This is a genomic window from Blastomonas natatoria, from assembly GCF_003201955.1.
In the GTDB taxonomy this organism is placed as follows: Bacteria; Pseudomonadota; Alphaproteobacteria; order Sphingomonadales; family Sphingomonadaceae; genus Blastomonas; species Blastomonas natatoria.
This window is the reverse complement of the sequence record NZ_QJJM01000005.1, coordinates 144315-161967: the sequence shown is the minus strand read 5'-3', so window position 1 is coordinate 161967 and position 17653 is coordinate 144315. Positions and strand designations below refer to the sequence as shown.

The window sequence follows — 17653 nt, the reverse complement described above, 5'->3', positions numbered from 1 at the left end:
GATCATCGTCGGCCCTGCCGGGAGGGGGTTGCCTCATCCCGCCGACGCGTTGCTGCGGCGCCCATGCACCATATCGGGCAAAAAACCAAGTCATGCGATGCACGGGCGCACAGCGCGCGCGATTCAGGTGGCGCGCGGTTCCACCCAGCCGATCGAGCCATCGGGGCGGCGATAGACCATGTTGTGCCGACCGGTGCCGGTGTTCTTGAAGAAAAGCGCGTTGGTGTTGCGCAGATCGAGCATCATCACGGCGTCGGACACGGTCGCCTCGGGCACATCGACCCGCGTTTCGGCAATCACGACCGGAGCGTCGCCGACGACCTCTTCTTCCTCGCTGCCGCTTTCGAAGACGACATAAGCGGCTTCTTCCTCACGTGCGGCATGCTGAAACTGCTCGTGGCGGCCCTTGAGGCGGCCCATATAGCGGCGCAGCTGCTTCTCGATCTTGTCGGCAGCACCGTCAAATCCGACATGCGCGTCCTGTGCCAGGCCATGGCCCTTGAGGATCAGCCCCTGCATGACATGGGTGACGATATCGCACTGGAACTGGTCGTGAGGCCCTCGCCCGAAGGTCACATGGCTGGATATCGCCTTGGAAAAATACTTTTCGACAATCGCATTGAGCCGGTCCGCGACGTGCACCTTCAGCGCTTCGCCAGTATCGACCTGATGACCAGAAATACGAATGTCCATGTTGTTCTCCATTATAGAGGCCAGCCGCCGGATCACTGCCGCGACGGGCCGGATCGAGTTATCCTTGGCGTGCAACGCTAAGGATGGGGTGACAATTCCGGTAAAGACCTCCTTTCCGCGATGGATTCAGCAAACAAGGTTAGCGTGTCGACCGCCAGAGCGGCTGCTTGATCCTGTCCAGAAACGCCGCATGCGCCGCAAGTTCCTCCTGGCTTGCAGCGAACGGCCGTGGCAGGCGGTGCGGCCGCTGGACCGAAGGGATCAGGCGGGGCCGGGTAGCCGGCCCGGAGGCCGCGTCCGCGCTGTCATCGGCGAGGCCCAGCCCGATCTGGCGACCGCCGGTCAGTTCGATATAGACCTGCGCCAGCAGCTCGGCATCCAGCAGCGCGCCGTGCAGCACGCGATGGCTGCGGTCGACGCCGAAACGCTTGCACAGGGCATCGAGGCTGGCGGGCGATCCTGGAAACTTGGCGCGCGCCATCGCGACCGTGTCGATCACGCGGTTCATCGCTATGGCGGGTCTGCCGACCATCGCCAGCTCGGCATTCAGGAAGCGCATGTCGAAACCGGCATTGTGCGCCACCAGCGTCGCCTCGCCGAGAAATTCGAGAAGATCGTCCACCCCGGCAGCAAAGAGCGGCTTGTCGGCGAGGAACGCGTCGCCCAGGCCATGCACCTTCTCGGCTTCCGGCGGCATCGGGATTTCGGGGTTGAAATAAGCGTGGAAGGTGCGGCCCGTCAGGCTGCGACCGACCATCTCGATGCACCCGATTTCCACCATCCTGTGTCCTTCGTCAGGGGACAGGCCGGTGGTTTCGGTATCGAAAATGATCTCTCTCATTTCCGATACTATTGGACCGATTTGGTCAGTGCGCAAGGGCCGATCGCAAATTCTGAAGCAGCCTGCGCACCGCCTGTCGCGTCGCCAATTTGGTCCCGCCGGTGGGGATCACCCAATCGGCATGGGCGCGCTTGTGATGATCGGCCATCTGCAGGTGGCGGATGTGCCGGAGGCGCGCTGCGGTCATTCCCGGCCGGGCCAGAACCCGCTTGCGCTGCTGCCACAAGGCGGCGGACACGACGACGATCCCGTCGACATTCTGCGTCCCTCCTTTCTCGAACAGCAGCGGAATGTCGAACACGATGATCCGGCGCGAACGGTTGGCGCGGACGAAGGCGGCGCGCGATCGGGCCACCGCAGGATGGACGATATTCTCGAGCCGTTTCAGCGCCACAGGATTGCCGAAGACGGCAGCGCCCAGCCTGGCCCTGTCGACCCCCTGCGGCCCTGTCGTGCCCGGAAAGGCAGCCTCGATCTGCGCAAGCAGCGCCCCGCCCGGCCCCTGCAGCACATGCACCTCGGCATCGGCATCGAACACCGGCACGCCCTCGGACCGGAGCATCTTCGCCACCGCCGACTTGCCCATGCCGATCGATCCGGTCAGCCCCAGCACCATGGGCCGGTGGCGGTGGTGCGGCGGCAGGCGCTTGATCGGGGCCATCATGCGGTGAGCAAGGCCCTGAGTTCGTCGTCGCGGTTCCGCGGCGGGGCAGCACCGAAGAAGATCTCGAAGGCGAGCGCGGCCTGGCCGATCAGCATCTCCAGCCCGTCGACCGTATCGAGCCCGCGCGCACGCGCCGCCTTGAGCAGGCCGGTTTCGAGCGGGTTGTAGACGATGTCATAAACGAGTGCGCTGTCGGGCAGCGGCGAGAGATCGAGCACCAGCGGATCGAAGCCCTTCATGCCGAGCGGGCTGGTGTTCACGAGCAGGTCGACCTCGCCCAGCGCATCTTCCATGCCGCGCACCTGGCCCTTGAGCCCGAAACCTGCGAGCAGCCCCATGGCTTTCAGGGGATTGCGCGCATGGATGGTCACGCTGGCGACATCCATCCGCGCGAGCGCAAACAGCACCGCACGCGCCGCACCGCCTGCGCCGATCAGCGCCACATCAGCGCCGGTGAAATCGCTCTGGCCGAGCGGCGCATAGAAGCCGCCTGCATCGGTATTGGTGCCGAACAGCGCACCCTGCTCATCGCGCGCTACGGTGTTCATCGCACCGATGCTGGCGCGGACATCGCCCGGATCGGCAACATGCTCCATCACCGCGATCTTGTGCGGAATGGTGATATTGCAGCCGCGCCACAGACGATCGTCCCGGCGTGCGGCGATGTAGTCGGCAAGGCCCTCGGGCGTGACATGACAGGCAAGATAATCCGCCTCCATGCCTAGCGCTTTCAGCCAGAAGCCGTGGATCAGCGGCGATTTGCTGTGCGCGATCGGATCGCCGATCACCTCGGCATAGGGTTGGGACATGGGAAACCCTTGGGTCTGCGTCCCTCGACTTCGCTCGGGACAAACGGAGGGGGTAAGGCGGACTCTGCTGGAATCCTTGCCGATTTTCCAAGCGGATAAATCAGCTCGGCATCAGTTCGCGTTCGCGCAGGAATCCGAGCAGCGGCAGCAGCGGCATGCCCTGCACCGTGAACACATCGCCTTCGATATGGCTGAAAAGCTGGGCTCCCGCGCCCTCGATCTCGTAACAGCCCACCGTATATCCGATAGTTTCCCAGTGCTTTTCCACATATTCACGCACAAAGGCAGGGCCGAGCGGGCGCACGTGCATCACCGCCTTGCCGACATGCCGCCAGATCGGCCTGCCACCCTCGACGATCACGGCAGCGCTCCACAATCTGTGCGGCTTTCCGGAAAGCGCCTCGAGCTGGCGGATCGCGTCTTCGGGCGTCTGCGGCTTGCTCAGCATCTCGCCATCGCTGGTTTCGAGGATCTGGTCGGAGCCGAGCACCATCGCTTCGGGGCGGCGCGTGCCGGCACGCATCGCCTTGGCTTCCGCCAGGGCATCGGCGATATCGCGTGGGGAAGTGCCCTCGGCATGCAGCGAGGCGCGGATCGATGATTCATCGATATGCGCCGCAACCACCGAAAAGGGCACGTCCGCAGCATCCAGCATGGCCCGGCGCGCGGTGCTTTGGGATGCGAGTATCAGCATGTTCCGTCGTCCTTATGCCCTGTACAAACTAGGTTCTGTCTACCGGCGTTGTCGCCTGACGCCTGCTCTCGCGCGCGGCCTCGCGCTCGTTGAACAGGTTGATGATCGCTGCTGCCGATTCCTCGATCGACCGGCGGGTCACATCGATCACCGGCCAACCATTATCCGCAAACATCCGCCGGGCAAAGGCCAGCTCGGCCTTCACCTTCTCGTCATTGACATAGTCGGTTTCGGGGGCCTGGTTCAAGGACAACAGCCGGTTGCGGCGAACCGCGATCAGGCGCTCGGGATTGGTCGTCAGCCCCACGACCAGCGGGTGCCTGAGCGAGAACAGAGATGGTGGCGGGGGGGATTCGACCACGATCGGGATATTGGCGGTCTTGTACCCGCGATTGGCGAGATAGATCGAGGTGGGCGTCTTGGACGAGCGCGAAACGCCAGCCAGCACGATGTCCGCCGCTTCCCAGTTCTCCCAGTTCTGCCCGTCATCATGCGCGATGGTGAACTGGATCGCTTCCACGCGCGCGAAATAGGCGGCATCGAGCACGTGCTGCCGGCCCGGCCGGGCCTTGGCGGCCTGACCCAGCAGGTTGGACAGGGCATCGCTGACCGCATCGAGCGCGGGCACCATTGGCAGGCCGAGCACGCGGCAGCGCCGCTCCAGCTTGGCGCGGATGTCGGGATTGACCAGCGTGAACAGCACCAGGCCCGGATTGGCCGCGACTTCGTCCAATATGCGGTCGAGATGCGTTTCGGACCGCACCATCGGCCAGAAATGCTTGATGATCTCCACCGCATCGAACTGCGCCAGCGCCGCCTTGGCGATGTTTTCCAGCGTCTCGCCGGTGGAATCTGACAAGAGGTGCAGGTGAAAACGGCTCATGCCCATGGTCTGTGGGCAGCGCGGGGATAAATCAAGGCATGATGTTGTGGGCAAAACCGGGGATGGTTTTGCTCCCCCCTGACCGGAGATTCCTCACAGGGCTTGTCCACAAGGGAAAGCTTTACCCACAGGCTGTTGATAGCCGGGATAAATTTGCCGACTCGTCAGGCCAGCGCGATTTGCCGACTGTCAATCTGTCGATACATAGGGCAAGAAAGCGTCATGCCGGTTTTCCAGCGGCCTTCTTCAACAGATTCCCTATATAAAGGATATAAGAATTAAGATGGGTGGGGACACAGCTCTGACGACGGCGCGCAAGGCGCCCTTGCTCGATTGCCTGAACGGTGCGGTGGCCAAGGTGCCGCCGATGTGGATGATGCGCCAGGCCGGACGCTATCTTCCCGAATATCGCGCGCTGCGTGCGGAAAAGGGCGGCTTTCTCGAGCTGGTCTATGACAGCCCCGCCGCTGCCGAGATCACGCTGCAGCCGCTGCGCCGGTTCGAGCTTGATGCCGCCATCCTGTTTTCCGACATCCTGATCGTGCCCTATGCGATGGGACAGGATCTGAAGTTCCTGGTGGGCGAAGGGCCGCATCTGTCGCCCCGGCTGCTCGATCATGCGCTGGAGAGCCTTGTCGCGGTCCCTGAGCGGCTCGAGGCGATCTATGAGACCGTCCGCCTGGTGAAGGCCGAGCTCGCGCCTGAGAAGACGTTTCTGGGCTTTGCAGGATCGGCCTGGACCGTTGCGACCTATATGGTCAACGGCGAGGGCAGCAAGGACCAGCACGCAACGCGCGAATATGCCTATCGCGATCCCGCAGGCTTCCAGGCGCTGATCGACGGAATCGTCGATCTCACCATCGAATATCTGATCGGCCAGATCGATGCGGGCGTCGATGCGGTGCAGATTTTCGACAGCTGGTCAGGCTCGCTCGCGCCGGCGCAGTTCGAACGCTGGGTGATCGCCCCCAATGCCCGCATTGCCGCCGCCATCCACGAAGCGCGCCCGGGCGTGCCGGTGATCGGTTTCCCCAAGGGTGCGGGCGAAAAGCTTGCCGCCTATGCGCGCGAGACCGGCGTCGACGCGCTGGGGCTCGACGAGACGATCGATCCGGTCTGGGCGGCAGCCAATATTCCGGCGCATCTTCCGGTCCAGGGCAATCTCGACCCGCTGGCGCTGCTGGCCGGCAGCGAACAGATGGAAAATGCCGTTCGGCACATCCTGCGCACGTTCGAGGGGCGGCCGCATATTTTCAACCTGGGCCACGGCATATTGCAGCAGACCCCCATTGAACACGTGCATGCACTGCTTACACTGGTGAAGCAGGGCGTATGACCGCCCTGCCGTATCCACGGCAGAACCCATGAACGAGCTTCTTCTGACAACGGATTATGTTCTCTCCATGCTCTATCTCTGGCTGAAAGCAGCGCACCTCATCTTCGTCATCTTCTGGATGGCCGGCCTGTTCATGATGCCGCGCTTCCTGGTCTATCATCAGGAGGCCGAGCATGGCTCCGAAGAGGCGACGCGCTGGATTGACCGCGAATCCAAGCTCAAGAACATCATCCTCAACCCGTCCATGATCATCGTCTGGCTGCTGGGGCTGATCCTCGCGACCCAGGGCAACTGGTGGACCTCGAGCTGGATGCACGCCAAGCTGCTCTTCGTGCTGCTTTTGAGCGGCTATCATGGCTGGATGATCGGCTATTCGAAAAAGCTGGCGCGCGGCGAACGCAAGCTGACCGGCAAGCAGCTGCGGTTGATCAACGAGGTTCCGGGCATTGCTGCGGCGGTCATCGTGATCCTGGTGATCGTGAAGCCGTTCTGAGGGTTGTTTGCGGTCGAATCGTGCGGTTGCGCGTGCACGATAACCAGTCCCGCTCGGCCTGAGCCTGTCGAAGGCCCCGCGCTCATGGTTCGGACCATGAACTCCTCACCCCCGCGAAGACGGGGGTCCCGCTTCTGGCGAAAGTGTAGATACGTAGCGGGATTCCCGCTTTCGCGGGAATGATGACGAGTTGAGGCAGTTCTCGGCGCGGGGCCTTCGACAGGCTCAGGCCGAGCGGATGGGGTAACAGGTGGAGGGGAGAGGTGGGTCCCTCGCCTCATCGCAGGCCGGATTGACTTTCGCCGCTCTCGGGCCTATTTCCGCTGGCGTCCCGTCCGGGACCTTCGACGACCCGCTTCACCAGTGACCGGATTACCGGCTGGGCGTCCCGCATCTCTTTCCTTTCTGCCGCGTTGCAATTTTTGGCGGCACCCTTCCCACGGAATCCTGCACCTCATGCACCTTAAAGAACTCAAGCAGAAAACCCCCGCCGAACTCGTCACCATGGCCGAAGAGCTGGGCGTCGAGGGCGCATCGACGCTCCGTCGTCAGGACCTGATGTTCGCGATCCTCAAGGAACTCGCCGAAGATGGCGAGCAGATCATGGGTCTGGGCACCATCGAGGTGCTGTCCGACGGTTTCGGCTTTCTGCGCAGCCCCGAGGCGAACTATCTCGCCGGGCCCGATGACATCTACGTCTCGCCGAACCAGGTGCGCCGCTTCGGCCTGCGCACCGGTGATACGGTGGAAGGCGAAATCCGCGCACCGCGGGATGGCGAACGCTATTTTGCCCTGACCAAGCTCACCGCGGTCAATTTCGACGATCCCGACGTGGTCCGCCACCGCGTCAATTTCGACAACCTGACCCCGCTCTATCCGAACGAGAAGCTGCGGCTCGACACGCTCGATCCCACGGTCAAGGACAAGTCGGCCCGCGTCATCGACATCGTCTCGCCGCAGGGCAAGGGCCAGCGCGCGCTGATCGTCGCGCCGCCGCGCGTCGGCAAGACCGTGCTCTTGCAGAATATCGCCAAGGCGATCACCGACAACCATCCCGAAGTCTTCCTGATTGTGCTGCTGATCGACGAGCGCCCGGAAGAAGTCACCGACATGCAGCGCAGCGTGAAGGGCGAGGTCATCTCCTCGACCTTTGACGAGCCCGCACAGCGCCACGTCCAGGTTGCCGAAATGGTGATCGAAAAGGCCAAGCGTCTGGTCGAGCACAAGAAGGATGTCGTGATCCTGCTCGACTCGATCACGCGTCTGGGCCGTGCCTACAACACCGTCGTGCCCTCGTCGGGCAAGGTGCTGACCGGCGGTGTCGATGCCAATGCGCTGCAGCGTCCCAAGCGCTTCTTCGGCGCGGCGCGCAACATCGAGGAAGGTGGTTCGCTCTCGATCATCGCCACCGCGCTGATCGATACCGGCAGCCGCATGGACGAAGTGATCTTCGAAGAGTTCAAGGGCACCGGCAACAGCGAGATCGTGCTGGATCGCAAGGTGGCCGACAAGCGTATCTTCCCTGCACTCGATGTCGGAAAGTCCGGCACGCGTAAGGAGGAACTGCTGGTGGAAAAGGATATCCTTTCCAAGATGTGGGTGCTGCGTCGCATCCTGATGCAGATGGGCACCATCGATGCGATGGAGTTCCTGCTCGACAAGATGAAGGATTCGAAGACCAACGAAGACTTCTTCGATTCCATGAACCAGTAATCCTTCAGGGCTGCGACACCCATCATGATGGAACTTTGGAACCATATCGTTGCCGATTTCTCGAATATCGGCTCCCCATCCGCGCTCGCCGCCTTCGGCCAGGTGCTGATGATCGACGTGCTGCTGGCCGGTGACAATGCGATCGTCGTCGGCGCGCTGGCAGCAGGCTTGCCCGCAGATCAGCGGCGCAAGGTCATTCTGATCGGCATTATTGCGGCGCTGATCCTGCGTATCGGCTTCGCGCTGGTCGTGACCCAGCTGATGCAGATCGTCGGCCTGATCTTTGCCGGTGGCCTGCTGCTGCTGTGGGTGTCGTGGAAAATGTACCGCGAGCTGCAGCCGGCAGGCGCGAGCGGAGGCTCGCCTGAAATCGAGGGTGACGAGCATAGCGGGGTCAAGCCTGCCAAGAGCTTCGCCGCTGCTGCCTGGGCGGTGGCCGTTGCCGATGTCAGCATGAGCCTGGATAATGTGCTGGCGGTCGCTGGCGCCGCGCGCGAGCATCCGGGCATCCTCATTGTCGGGCTGATCCTGTCGGTCGCGCTTATGGGCATCGCCGCCAATTTCATCGCCAAATATATCGAGCGCTATCGCTGGATCGCCTATATCGGCCTCGCCGTGATCCTCTATGTCGCGGGCAAGATGATTTATGATGGCTTTGTCGATCCGGGCGTCGGTGTGGTAACGCTCTTCTTCTGATCGCAAGGCGCGCGCAATATTTCCTCTCCATCGATGTTCGATCCCTGATAGGTTCGGACATCGATGGAGAGGATTTTTGCATGTACAGGATCGTTTTGGGCGCGCTGACGGTGGCCGGACTGGCCAGCATGCCGATGGCAGCCAGAGACAAGGCGCAGATCGCGGCCTCGGCCGAAATCAGCAGCAATGTCCAGCTGTTCGAGCTTCCCAGGGGTTCGCGGCCGCATGATGTTGCGCCGGCGCCCGATGGCAGGATCTGGTACACGGCGCAGCGCCAGGGTGCGCTTGGCATACTGGATCCGGCCACGGGCGAGGTGAAGCAGATACCGCTCGGTCCTGAATCAGCCCCGCACGGCGTTATCCAGGGGCCGGACGGCATGGCATGGATCACCGATGGCGGTCAGAACGCCATCGTTCGCTACAACCCTAAGAACGGCAAGCTGGACGTGTGGAAGCTGCCCGAGGATACGGGCTATACCAATCTCAATACCGGCGCGTTCGACGCCCGAGGCACGCACTGGTTTACCGGCCAGAACGGTATTTACGGACGCGTGAGCGCGTCTGACGGCAAGGTGCAGGTCTGGAAGGACCCCAAGGGCCGCGGCCCCTATGGCATTGCCACCGCGCCCGACGGGACGGTCTGGTATGTCTCGCTCGCCGGGAGCCATCTGGCAAGGATCGACAGTGCCACCGGCGAGATCAGCGTGATCGAGCCGCCGACCAGCGATGCAGGCTTGCGCCGCGTCTGGGCGGACAGCAGGGGCGATCTGTGGATCACCGGCTGGAACAGCGGCGAGCTCTATCGCTATCGCCCGTCGAACAGGAGCTGGAAGACCTGGAAGCTGCCAGGCGATGCGCCCAAGGCCTATGCGGTCTATGTCGATGAGCGCGACATGGTGTGGGTCAGCGATTTCGGCGACAATTCCACGCGCGTGTTTGATCCCCGGTCGGAGAAATTCGTCCGGCGCTACCCGGGCAGCGGGGAAAACGCCAATGTCCGCCAGATTCTGGGCCGCAAGGGCGAGGTCTTCCTGCCGGAATCGGGCACCGAGCGGTTGATGGTGGTGCGGACCGACAAATGAACCTTGCACGATTTCTGGCGCTGGTGGCGCTCGTCTTGCCCGGAGCGGCGCTGGCGCACTCCGCCAACCAGTCTGGTGAACGCGCCTTCCAGCGCTGTTACAGCTGCCACTCGGTGCAAAAGGGCGAGAAGGGACTGAGCGGCCCCAGTCTCGACCGTCTGTCGAAGCGCCCGATCGCAGGGGACAAGGCCTTCGCCTATTCCAAGGCCTTTCAAGCCTTTGCGGCAAGGAATCGCCGCTGGAATCCGGAATTGCTCGACCGTTTCCTGACCAATCCGGAAGCCCTGATCCCCGGCAACCAGATGGGCTTTTTCGGCCTGCGCAAGCCCGAGGAGCGGGCAGCGATCATCGCCTATCTGATGGCGGATGACTAACCGTAATGGTTAGTACCGTGTCGCAGGATCAACCCGCCCTGGCCAGCATCTCGCCCATCTTCTCCCAAACCTTGTTGATCGCCTTGAGGGGGCGAACCATCACCTTGAAATCCTCGATCTTGCCATCGGCATTCCAGCGGATCATGTCGACGCCGTTGACCTGGATGCCATCGAGCACCAGCGCGAATTCCAGCACGGCGGTATCGCCGTCGACGATCTCTCGGACATAGTGAAAGCTGTCATTGCCCAGCACATGCGATGCTGCATGCAGATAGGCAAAGACCTTGGCCTTGCCTTCCTGCGGGGTGTGGACGACGGGCGAGTGGAACACGGCGTCGTCCGCCAGCATCGCGCGGAGCTTTTCGGGTTCGGATCCGCCATGCATGTAATCATGCCAGGCAGCGATTCCGGTCCTGGCGACACTCATGCAAGGTGCTCCGCGAAAAAGGCTGCGGTGCGACTGTCGGCGAGCTGAGCGCCAGCTTCGTCGCGGCGATTGCCCATCTCGGCGGCAAAGCCATGATCGAGCCCTTCATAATCGTGCAGCGTGACCTTGGGATGATCGTCCAGCCCGGCATGGATCGCAGCCTGCGCTTCGGGACCGACAAGATGATCGGCAGTGGGGATGTGCAGCATCAGCGGGTTGGCGATCGCGTGCGCCTCGCTCAGCATCTGATCGATCATCACGCCGTAATAACCGACGCTGGCATCCACATCGGTGCGGGCAGCGGTCATATAGGCGAGGCGGCCGCCCAGGCAGTAGCCCACCGCGCCCACCTTGGCGACGCCGTCCAGCCCGCCAATGCCCGAGCGGATCGCGCGGATCGTTGCCTCGATATCCTTGACGCCGTCATCGGGATCGTACTGGCCGAAATAGCCGAACGCTTCCTGCAGTTCGGCCTCCACATCGGGGTCTAGCTCGATGCCCGGCTTGATCCGCCAGAACAGATCCGGCGCAACTGCGAGATAGCCTTGCGCCGCCCAGCCGTCGCACTTCTGGCGGATGCCGGGGTTCACCCCGAAAATCTCCTGGATGACGATGATCGCGGCCTTTGGCGTGCCTTCGGGCGCAGCGACATAGGCGCTGAAGCTGCCTTCATTGTCGAAAGTGGCGATGCTGTGCGTCGAACCCATTATGCTCTCCATCATCAATTCGATTGATTTGAATCGGATTTATACCCACTTTAGCCGGGCTGGTAAGCGGCAATTCGGGGCCGGGGGGCCTTTGTGCCAAGAGAGGATCCAATCCCATGAAAGTGAATATCGAAGTCGATTGCTCCCCCGAGGAAATGCGCCGCTTCATGGGCCTTCCCGACGTGTCCGATGTCAACCGCACCTATGTCGACGGTGTCGTCAACGCGATGAAAGGCACCAGCAATGTCGACCAGCTGCAGAACATTGCCAAGAATATCGCACCGATGGGCGAGATGGGGCTCCGTTTCTTCCAGCAGATCATGGACGCCGCTGCAGCCGGAGCGAGCGGCAAGAAGTCCTCGGACTGATATTTCCGCTTGAGCGATGCAGCAGGGCGAAACGATCTACGCGCTGTCCAGCGGCGCGCCGCCTGCTGCATTGGCGATCATCCGTATCAGCGGTGCGCAGGCGGGCAGGGCGCTTGAGGCGCTGGCGGGAGTCTTGCCCCTGGCCCGCCGCGCATCGCTGCGGACGCTGAGGCATCCTGACACCCGCGATATGCTCGACCAGTCCGTGGTGCTATGGTTTCCCGGCCCGAAAACGGCGACGGGCGAAGATCTGGCCGAACTGCACCTGCATGGCGGCCGCGCGGTCGTGCGGGCGGTGGAGGCGGCGCTGGGCGGGTTGCCGGGGCTGCGGCTGGCAGAGCCGGGAGAATTCACCCGCCGCGCGTTTCTCAATGGTCGCATGGATCTTGCCGAGGCCGAGGGACTGTCGGATCTGCTCTTCGCCGAGACCGAGGCCCAGCGTGTGGCTGCTATCCGCATGGCCAGCGGGCATCTGTCGAGACAGGTGGAAAGCTGGCGGCACGAGGTGCTGCGGCTGTCGGCCCTGGTCGAGGCTGAGCTCGATTTTTCCGACGAGGACGATGTCGGAATCCATGCCACAGATGCCGTCGGGGAAGGGATAGCCACGCTCGCTGGAGCGATAGACGCGGCACTGGCGAGACCCAGGGCAGAACGGCTCCGCGATGGCATTCGCGTCGTGCTGGCAGGACCGCCCAACAGTGGCAAGTCGACGCTGCTCAACGCCCTGGTGCAGCGTGATGCCGCGATCGTCTCCGATATTGCCGGAACCACCCGGGACATTATCGAAGCTCCGGTGGCGCTGGGCGGCATCCCCTTCGTACTCACCGATACGGCAGGGCTGCGCGACGACGGGGCGGAGGCCATCGAGCAGATCGGCATCGCTCGCGCCCGCAATGCAATGGAGGCAGCAGACATCGTGCTGTGGCTTGGGCCCGAAGGCGACGGGCCGATGGGAGCGTGGGAGATCGAGGCGCAGATCGACAGGACCGGTGTTTCACGTGAAACAAAACGCGCGCCCCGCCATCGTCTCTCGGCCCATACGGGCGAAGGGGTGGAACGGCTGGTCGGCGATCTGGTGGAGACGGCACGAACGCTGCTTCCATCAGCGGGAGAGACAGCGCTGAACGCGCGCCAGCATCATCTGCTGGGTGAATGTGCCGCAGCCCTGCATCAGGCGAGCGATCAATCCGATCTGCTGCTCCGCGCTGAATCGCTCCGTCTGGCCCGTCTGGCGCTCGATCAGCTCCTCGGTCGGACGCATGTCGAGGATATGCTGGACGCGCTGTTCGGGGCGTTCTGCATCGGCAAATGATCTTCCTTCTCCCGCTTGCGGGAGGGGTGCCAGAATGGCGGGCCGGGCCTGGGGGGCTTGCCACCCGACCCCGTAACGCCTTCGGCTCAACCACGTTCCCGAAGGGGAAGAGTGAAGCGGTGCCCAGTGTCGTTGCCTCGCTCGCATGACACCCTCTCGACCGAATCCCGCAATTGCTGTATGCGCCGCTTCATGCAGAAATTTGACGTTCTGGTTGTCGGCGGCGGTCATGCCGGGTGCGAGGCTGCGGCCGTGGCCGCGCGCATGGGCGCGCGCGTCGCGCTGGTCAGCTTTACGCGCGATTCGATCGGCGCGATGTCGTGCAATCCGGCGATCGGCGGGCTGGGCAAGGGCCATCTTGTGCGCGAAGTCGACGCGTTTGACGGGCTGATCGCGCGGGCGGCGGACAAGGCCGCAATCCATTATCGCATGCTCAACAGCTCGAAAGGCAGCGCGGTGCAGGGCCCGCGCGTCCAGGCCGATCGCAAGCTGTACAAGGCGGCCATCCAGGCGATGCTGTCCGAACAGGACGGACTTTCCATCGTCGAGGGTGAAGTCGCAGCCCTTCGACTGGAGCAGGGCAGGGTGACCGGTGTCGATCTGGCCGACGGTACAATCCTGGCGGCGCGGGCAGTCGTGCTCGCCACGGGCACCTTTCTCGGCGGACGGCTGTTCCGCGGCGAGGAGCGGCTCGAAGGCGGGCGGATCGGCGAGCAGGGCGCGAGTCTGCTGGCCGGGCAGCTGCGCGATGCTGCGCTGCCGATGGCGCGGCTCAAGACCGGAACGCCGCCGCGCATCGACGGGCGGACGATCGACTGGGCGCGGCTTGACGAGCAGCCCAGCGATGACGAAGCCTGGACCATGTCGCCGATGAGTGCAGGCCGGATGGTGCCTCAGGTGTTCTGCGCGATCACCCGGACGACGCAGCAGACGCATGACATCATCCGCGCGAACCTTGACCGCTCGCCGCTGTTCAGTGGCGCGATCGGTGCGCAGGGTCCGCGCTACTGCCCCTCGATCGAGGACAAGATTCACCGCTTCGGCGACCGCGACGGGCATCAGGTGTTCCTGGAGCCTGAGGGTCTGGACACGCCTCTGGTCTATCCCAACGGTATCTCCACCTCCTTGCCCACCGATGTGCAGCTGGCCTTTGTGCGGAGCATGGCAGGGCTTGAGCGCGCCGAAATCGTGGTGCCGGGCTATGCGGTCGAATATGACCATATCGATCCGCGTGCGCTCGACCATCGGCTTGAGGTCCGGGCGATGCCGGGCCTGTATTGTGCGGGCCAGATCAATGGCACCACCGGCTATGAGGAAGCTGCGGCGCAGGGGCTGGTCGCGGGCATGGCGGCAGCGGCAGCGGTACTGGACCGGGAGATCGGCTTGCCCGATCGCGCGAGCAGCTATCTTGCCGTCATGATCGACGATCTCGTGCTGCAGGGCGTCACGGAGCCATATCGGATGCTCACCGCACGAGCGGAATATCGGCTGAGGCTGCGAGCCAACAATGCGAGTGACCGGCTGACCGGGATGGCGATCGCCAATGGCGCGGTCGGAGGGGTTCGCCGGCGGTGGTTCGAGCAGCGTCAAGCCGGCAAGCAAGCCATGCTCGCTGCGCTCCAGCGTCCGGCGACCTGCACCGAGCTTGCGGCGCTGGGTCTGCCGGTGAAGGCGGATGGCACGCGCCAGTGTCTCTACGACTGGTTGCGCTTCCCCTCGATCACGCTCGATGCCCTGGCTGACTTGCTGCCCGATGCACTTGCCAAATGTCCTGAGGACCTGCGTGCCGAGATCGAGGAGGATGCCGTCTATGCGCCCTATCTCGCGCGGCAGGAGGCAGAGCTGCGCGACCTGCGCGCCAACGAGAAGGTGCTGCTGGGCGCCGATATCGACTATCGGGCCATCACCGGTCTTTCGAACGAGATGGTCGAGCGGCTTTCGCTGGCCCGGCCCCAGACGCTGGCCGAAGCAGGCCGGGTGCGCGGTGTGACCCCGGCGGCGCTCGCAGCGATCCTGGTACACGCCCGCAAGCGCGCCGCATGATCATCGGGAACGAGGATCAGGCGCGGGCATGGGTCTCGGCGTTTCCGGGTGTTTCACGTGAAACAATGACCGCTCTCGAAGCGCTGGTAGCCTATGTCACCGAAGAGGCCCGGCATCAGAATCTCGTCTCGGCGGCGACACTGGGTTCGATGTGGCAGCGCCATATCGCCGACAGCGCGCAACTGCTCCGCTTCGCCGAGCCGAAGCCCGGCGAGCACTGGATCGATCTGGGAAGCGGCGCCGGCTTCCCCGGGCTGGTTGTCGCGCTGATCGCGCCGTGCCGTGTGACCCTCGTCGAATCGCGCGGGTTGCGAATCGCCTATCTGAATCGCGCGATCGATCTTTTCGGCCTGTCCGACCGGGTGGATGTCGCCGGAATGGCACTCGACAAGCTGCCGGCCATCGAGGCGGATTACATTTCTGCTCGTGCCTTTGCCCCGCTGCCTCGATTGCTGGAAGGCGCAGGCCGCTTTTCCACAGAAAAGACGCGCTGGTTGCTGCCAAAGGGGCGCAATGCACGCACGGAACTGGAAAGCATCGCGCCATCGTGGCAGAAACTGTTTCACGTGGAACAGAGCCTTACCGATGCCGATGCGGCGATTCTGGTGGGGACAGGCCGAGTGGCTCAACCCGAAAGCCGGAAGGCAGCGCGCCGCCAGACCCGGCGCGCATACAGGAGCAAGTGATGATCCGCATTGCGGTCGCGAATCAGAAGGGCGGGGTGGGCAAGACCACGACCGCGATCAACCTGGCGACGGCGCTTGCGGCCACTGGACTCTCGGTGCTGCTGATCGACTTGGACCCGCAAGGTAATGCCTCGACGGGCCTCGGAATTGCACGCAATGACCGCGAATATTCCAGCTATGACCTGCTGACCAACGAAAGCTCGCTGGTGCAATGCTGTGTCCCGACCCAGATTCCGGGGCTCGACATCATCCCGGCCACGGTCGATCTTTCGGGGGCCGAGATCGAGATGGTCGATCTCGAGCATCGTACCCACCGGCTCAAGGCGGCGATGGACGGCGCCCCCCAGGATCGCTGGCAGGTCTGCCTGATCGATTGCCCGCCCTCGCTCGGCCTGCTGACGCTCAACGCCCTGGTGGCGACCGATCAGGTGCTGGTCCCGCTGCAGTGCGAATTCTTTGCTCTGGAAGGGCTGAGCCAGCTGCTCCAGACGGTCGAACGGGTGCAGCAGCGGTTCAATCCGGGCCTGTCGATCATCGGCGTGGTGCTGACCATGTATGATCGCCGTAACCGGCTGACCGACCAGGTGTCTGATGATGTCCGCGCTGTCCTGGGCCGACTCGTGTTCGATACCGTCATTCCGCGCAACGTCCGCCTGTCCGAAGCACCCAGTCATGGCATGCCGGCACTGATCTACGATCATCGCTGCGTCGGGTCGGAAGCCTATATCGCGCTGGCCCGCGAATTCATTACTCGCATGCCGCGCATGGAAGAGGAAGCTGCCTGATGGCCGAAGATACCGGCGGACTGCCCGATATTGCCAAGGCGCTGGGGCGCAAGCGGCCGAGCGGACTCGGTCGCGGCCTCAATGCCCTGCTCGGTGAAGTCGGGCGCGAAGAACCACTGGTGCGCCGCGACGAGGGCGGTGAGAGCCAGGCCAGTCCGGCGACCGGGCTGCGCACCTTGCCGCTCGCGGAAATCCGCCCGCATCCCGGGCAACCACGCCGCTATTTCGACGAGGAGGCGCTTGACGATCTGGCGCGCTCGATTGCGCAGCGCGGGGTGATCCAGCCGGTCATCGTGCGCCCGCGCAAGGGCGGTGGCTACGAACTGGTTGCGGGCGAACGCCGCTGGCGCGCGGCGCAGCGCGCAAGGCTGCACGAGATTCCGGCGATCGTGCGCGAGCTGAGCGATCCCGATACGCTGGCTCTGGCGCTGATCGAGAACATCCAGCGCGAGGACCTCAATCCGGTCGAGGAGGCCGAGGCCTATCAGCGCTTGGTCGGCGATCAGGGCTATTCGCCGGTCGAGGTCGCGCGGATGGTCGACAAGTCGCGCAGCCATATCGCGAACCTCATGCGCCTGCTCGCATTGCCGCAGCCGGTGCTCAAGATGGTCGCCGACAAGAGCCTCAGCATGGGCCATGCCCGCGCGCTCATCAATGTTCCCGATGCCGAGGCGATCGCTGCCGAGGTGGTCGACCGTGGCCTTTCGGTGCGCGAGGTTGAAAAGCTGGTGCGCCGGACCCGCAGCGATGCTGCCGGAAAAACGGGCGGCAAGGCACGTACGGGTGGTTCATCGGACGGCAGCAATGCCGATATCGAGGCAGTCGAGCGGCATCTTGAAGATTTGCTCGGGCTCAAGGTCAAGATCACGGCAGAAGCCAACCAGCGCAGCGGCGCTGTGACGATTCGCTATGGCAATCTCGATCAGCTCGATCTGATCTGCCAGCGTCTTTCGGGTGAGATTATCTAATTATTACAAATATTTAACCCGTCAGTTCTGCGGAAGCCGGAATCCCGCTTCAAGTGCTTACGTTCAGGGCAGCGGGACC

At 63.4% G+C, this 17653-nt stretch carries 20 protein-coding genes; 12 read left to right on the top strand and 8 right to left on the bottom strand.

Going from position 1 to position 17653, the window contains the following annotated elements; all coding sequences use genetic code 11:
- Positions 1-123: 123 nt before the first annotated feature.
- From hpf to C7451_RS07865, 6 genes are all read right to left on the bottom strand, one after another.
- On the bottom strand, positions 124-693 hold the full coding sequence (hpf, locus tag C7451_RS07890) for a ribosome hibernation-promoting factor, HPF/YfiA family (protein WP_110298530.1): 570 nt from the start codon (positions 691-693) through the stop codon (positions 124-126).
- Positions 694-832: 139 nt separating this feature from the next.
- The gene (gene dnaQ, locus C7451_RS07885) at positions 833-1534 is read right to left on the bottom strand and encodes a DNA polymerase III subunit epsilon (RefSeq protein ID WP_110298423.1); all 702 of its coding nucleotides are present in this window, start codon (positions 1532-1534) and stop codon (positions 833-835) included.
- Between the two features lie 25 nt (positions 1535-1559).
- Entirely contained in the window at positions 1560-2198 is a 639-nt protein-coding gene (coaE, locus tag C7451_RS07880; protein ID WP_208625166.1) for a dephospho-CoA kinase, read from the bottom strand.
- Complete coding sequence (aroE, locus tag C7451_RS07875; protein ID WP_110298422.1) at positions 2195-3007, bottom strand: shikimate dehydrogenase; 813 nt, start codon at positions 3005-3007, stop codon at positions 2195-2197. Before aroE ends, coaE begins: the two co-directional genes overlap by 4 nt.
- Positions 3008-3107: 100 nt before the next feature.
- A complete protein-coding gene (locus C7451_RS07870) occupies positions 3108-3701 on the bottom strand; it encodes a Maf family protein (RefSeq protein ID WP_110298421.1) in 594 nt (197 codons plus the stop codon).
- Between the two features lie 28 nt (positions 3702-3729).
- Positions 3730-4584, bottom strand: coding sequence for a pyruvate, water dikinase regulatory protein (locus tag C7451_RS07865; RefSeq protein WP_110298528.1), 855 nt, complete (start codon positions 4582-4584; stop codon positions 3730-3732).
- Positions 4585-4867: 283 nt separating this feature from the next.
- Between C7451_RS07865 and hemE the strand changes: the two genes are divergently transcribed.
- From hemE to C7451_RS07835, 6 genes are all read left to right on the top strand, one after another.
- A complete protein-coding gene (gene hemE / locus C7451_RS07860) occupies positions 4868-5920 on the top strand; it encodes a uroporphyrinogen decarboxylase (RefSeq protein WP_279629491.1) in 1053 nt (350 codons plus the stop codon).
- A 28-nt stretch (positions 5921-5948) separates the two neighbouring features.
- A complete protein-coding gene (locus C7451_RS07855; RefSeq protein WP_208625165.1) occupies positions 5949-6413 on the top strand; it encodes a CopD family protein in 465 nt (154 codons plus the stop codon).
- A 456-nt stretch (positions 6414-6869) separates the two neighbouring features.
- A complete protein-coding gene (gene rho / locus C7451_RS07850) occupies positions 6870-8126 on the top strand; it encodes a transcription termination factor Rho (RefSeq protein ID WP_023839438.1) in 1257 nt (418 codons plus the stop codon).
- A gap of 24 nt (positions 8127-8150) precedes the next feature.
- On the top strand, positions 8151-8822 hold the full coding sequence (locus C7451_RS07845; RefSeq protein ID WP_110298420.1) for a TerC family protein: 672 nt from the start codon (positions 8151-8153) through the stop codon (positions 8820-8822).
- A gap of 80 nt (positions 8823-8902) precedes the next feature.
- The gene (locus C7451_RS07840; RefSeq protein WP_244181731.1) at positions 8903-9904 is read left to right on the top strand and encodes a Vgb family protein; all 1002 of its coding nucleotides are present in this window, start codon (positions 8903-8905) and stop codon (positions 9902-9904) included.
- A complete protein-coding gene (locus C7451_RS07835; protein WP_110298419.1) occupies positions 9901-10278 on the top strand; it encodes a c-type cytochrome in 378 nt (125 codons plus the stop codon). The genes C7451_RS07840 and C7451_RS07835 overlap by 4 nt, the downstream gene beginning before the upstream one ends.
- 28 nt (positions 10279-10306) lie before the next feature.
- Here the strand turns inward: C7451_RS07835 and C7451_RS07830 are convergent, their stop codons facing one another.
- Together C7451_RS07830 and C7451_RS07825 are read right to left on the bottom strand one after the other, a co-directional pair.
- Entirely contained in the window at positions 10307-10705 is a 399-nt protein-coding gene (locus C7451_RS07830; protein ID WP_110298418.1) for a nuclear transport factor 2 family protein, read from the bottom strand.
- Complete coding sequence (locus C7451_RS07825; protein WP_110298417.1) at positions 10702-11412, bottom strand: dienelactone hydrolase family protein; 711 nt, start codon at positions 11410-11412, stop codon at positions 10702-10704. The genes C7451_RS07830 and C7451_RS07825 overlap by 4 nt, the downstream gene beginning before the upstream one ends.
- A gap of 116 nt (positions 11413-11528) precedes the next feature.
- Between C7451_RS07825 and C7451_RS07820 the strand changes: the two genes are divergently transcribed.
- The 6 genes from C7451_RS07820 (at position 11529) to C7451_RS07795 (ending at position 17574) form a co-directional block, all read left to right on the top strand.
- Positions 11529-11780 (top strand): DUF6489 family protein, encoded by a 252-nt coding sequence (locus C7451_RS07820; protein ID WP_023839432.1) that lies wholly within the window; start codon positions 11529-11531, stop codon positions 11778-11780.
- 16 nt (positions 11781-11796) lie between these two features.
- The gene (gene mnmE, locus C7451_RS07815) at positions 11797-13092 is read left to right on the top strand and encodes a tRNA uridine-5-carboxymethylaminomethyl(34) synthesis GTPase MnmE (protein WP_110298416.1); all 1296 of its coding nucleotides are present in this window, start codon (positions 11797-11799) and stop codon (positions 13090-13092) included.
- Positions 13093-13284: 192 nt separating this feature from the next.
- Positions 13285-15135, top strand: a complete 1851-nt coding sequence (mnmG, locus tag C7451_RS07810; protein WP_110298524.1) for a tRNA uridine-5-carboxymethylaminomethyl(34) synthesis enzyme MnmG — start codon at positions 13285-13287, stop codon at positions 15133-15135.
- Positions 15132-15821: a 16S rRNA (guanine(527)-N(7))-methyltransferase RsmG gene (rsmG, locus tag C7451_RS07805; protein WP_110298415.1), complete on the top strand. Its 690-nt coding sequence runs from the start codon at positions 15132-15134 to the stop codon at positions 15819-15821. Before mnmG ends, rsmG begins: the two co-directional genes overlap by 4 nt.
- Entirely contained in the window at positions 15821-16606 is a 786-nt protein-coding gene (locus C7451_RS07800) for a ParA family protein (RefSeq protein WP_110298414.1), read from the top strand. Before rsmG ends, C7451_RS07800 begins: the two co-directional genes overlap by 1 nt.
- Positions 16606-17574, top strand: coding sequence for a ParB/RepB/Spo0J family partition protein (locus C7451_RS07795; RefSeq protein WP_110298413.1), 969 nt, complete (start codon positions 16606-16608; stop codon positions 17572-17574). The genes C7451_RS07800 and C7451_RS07795 overlap by 1 nt, the downstream gene beginning before the upstream one ends.
- The last annotated feature ends 79 nt before the right edge of the window (positions 17575-17653 follow it).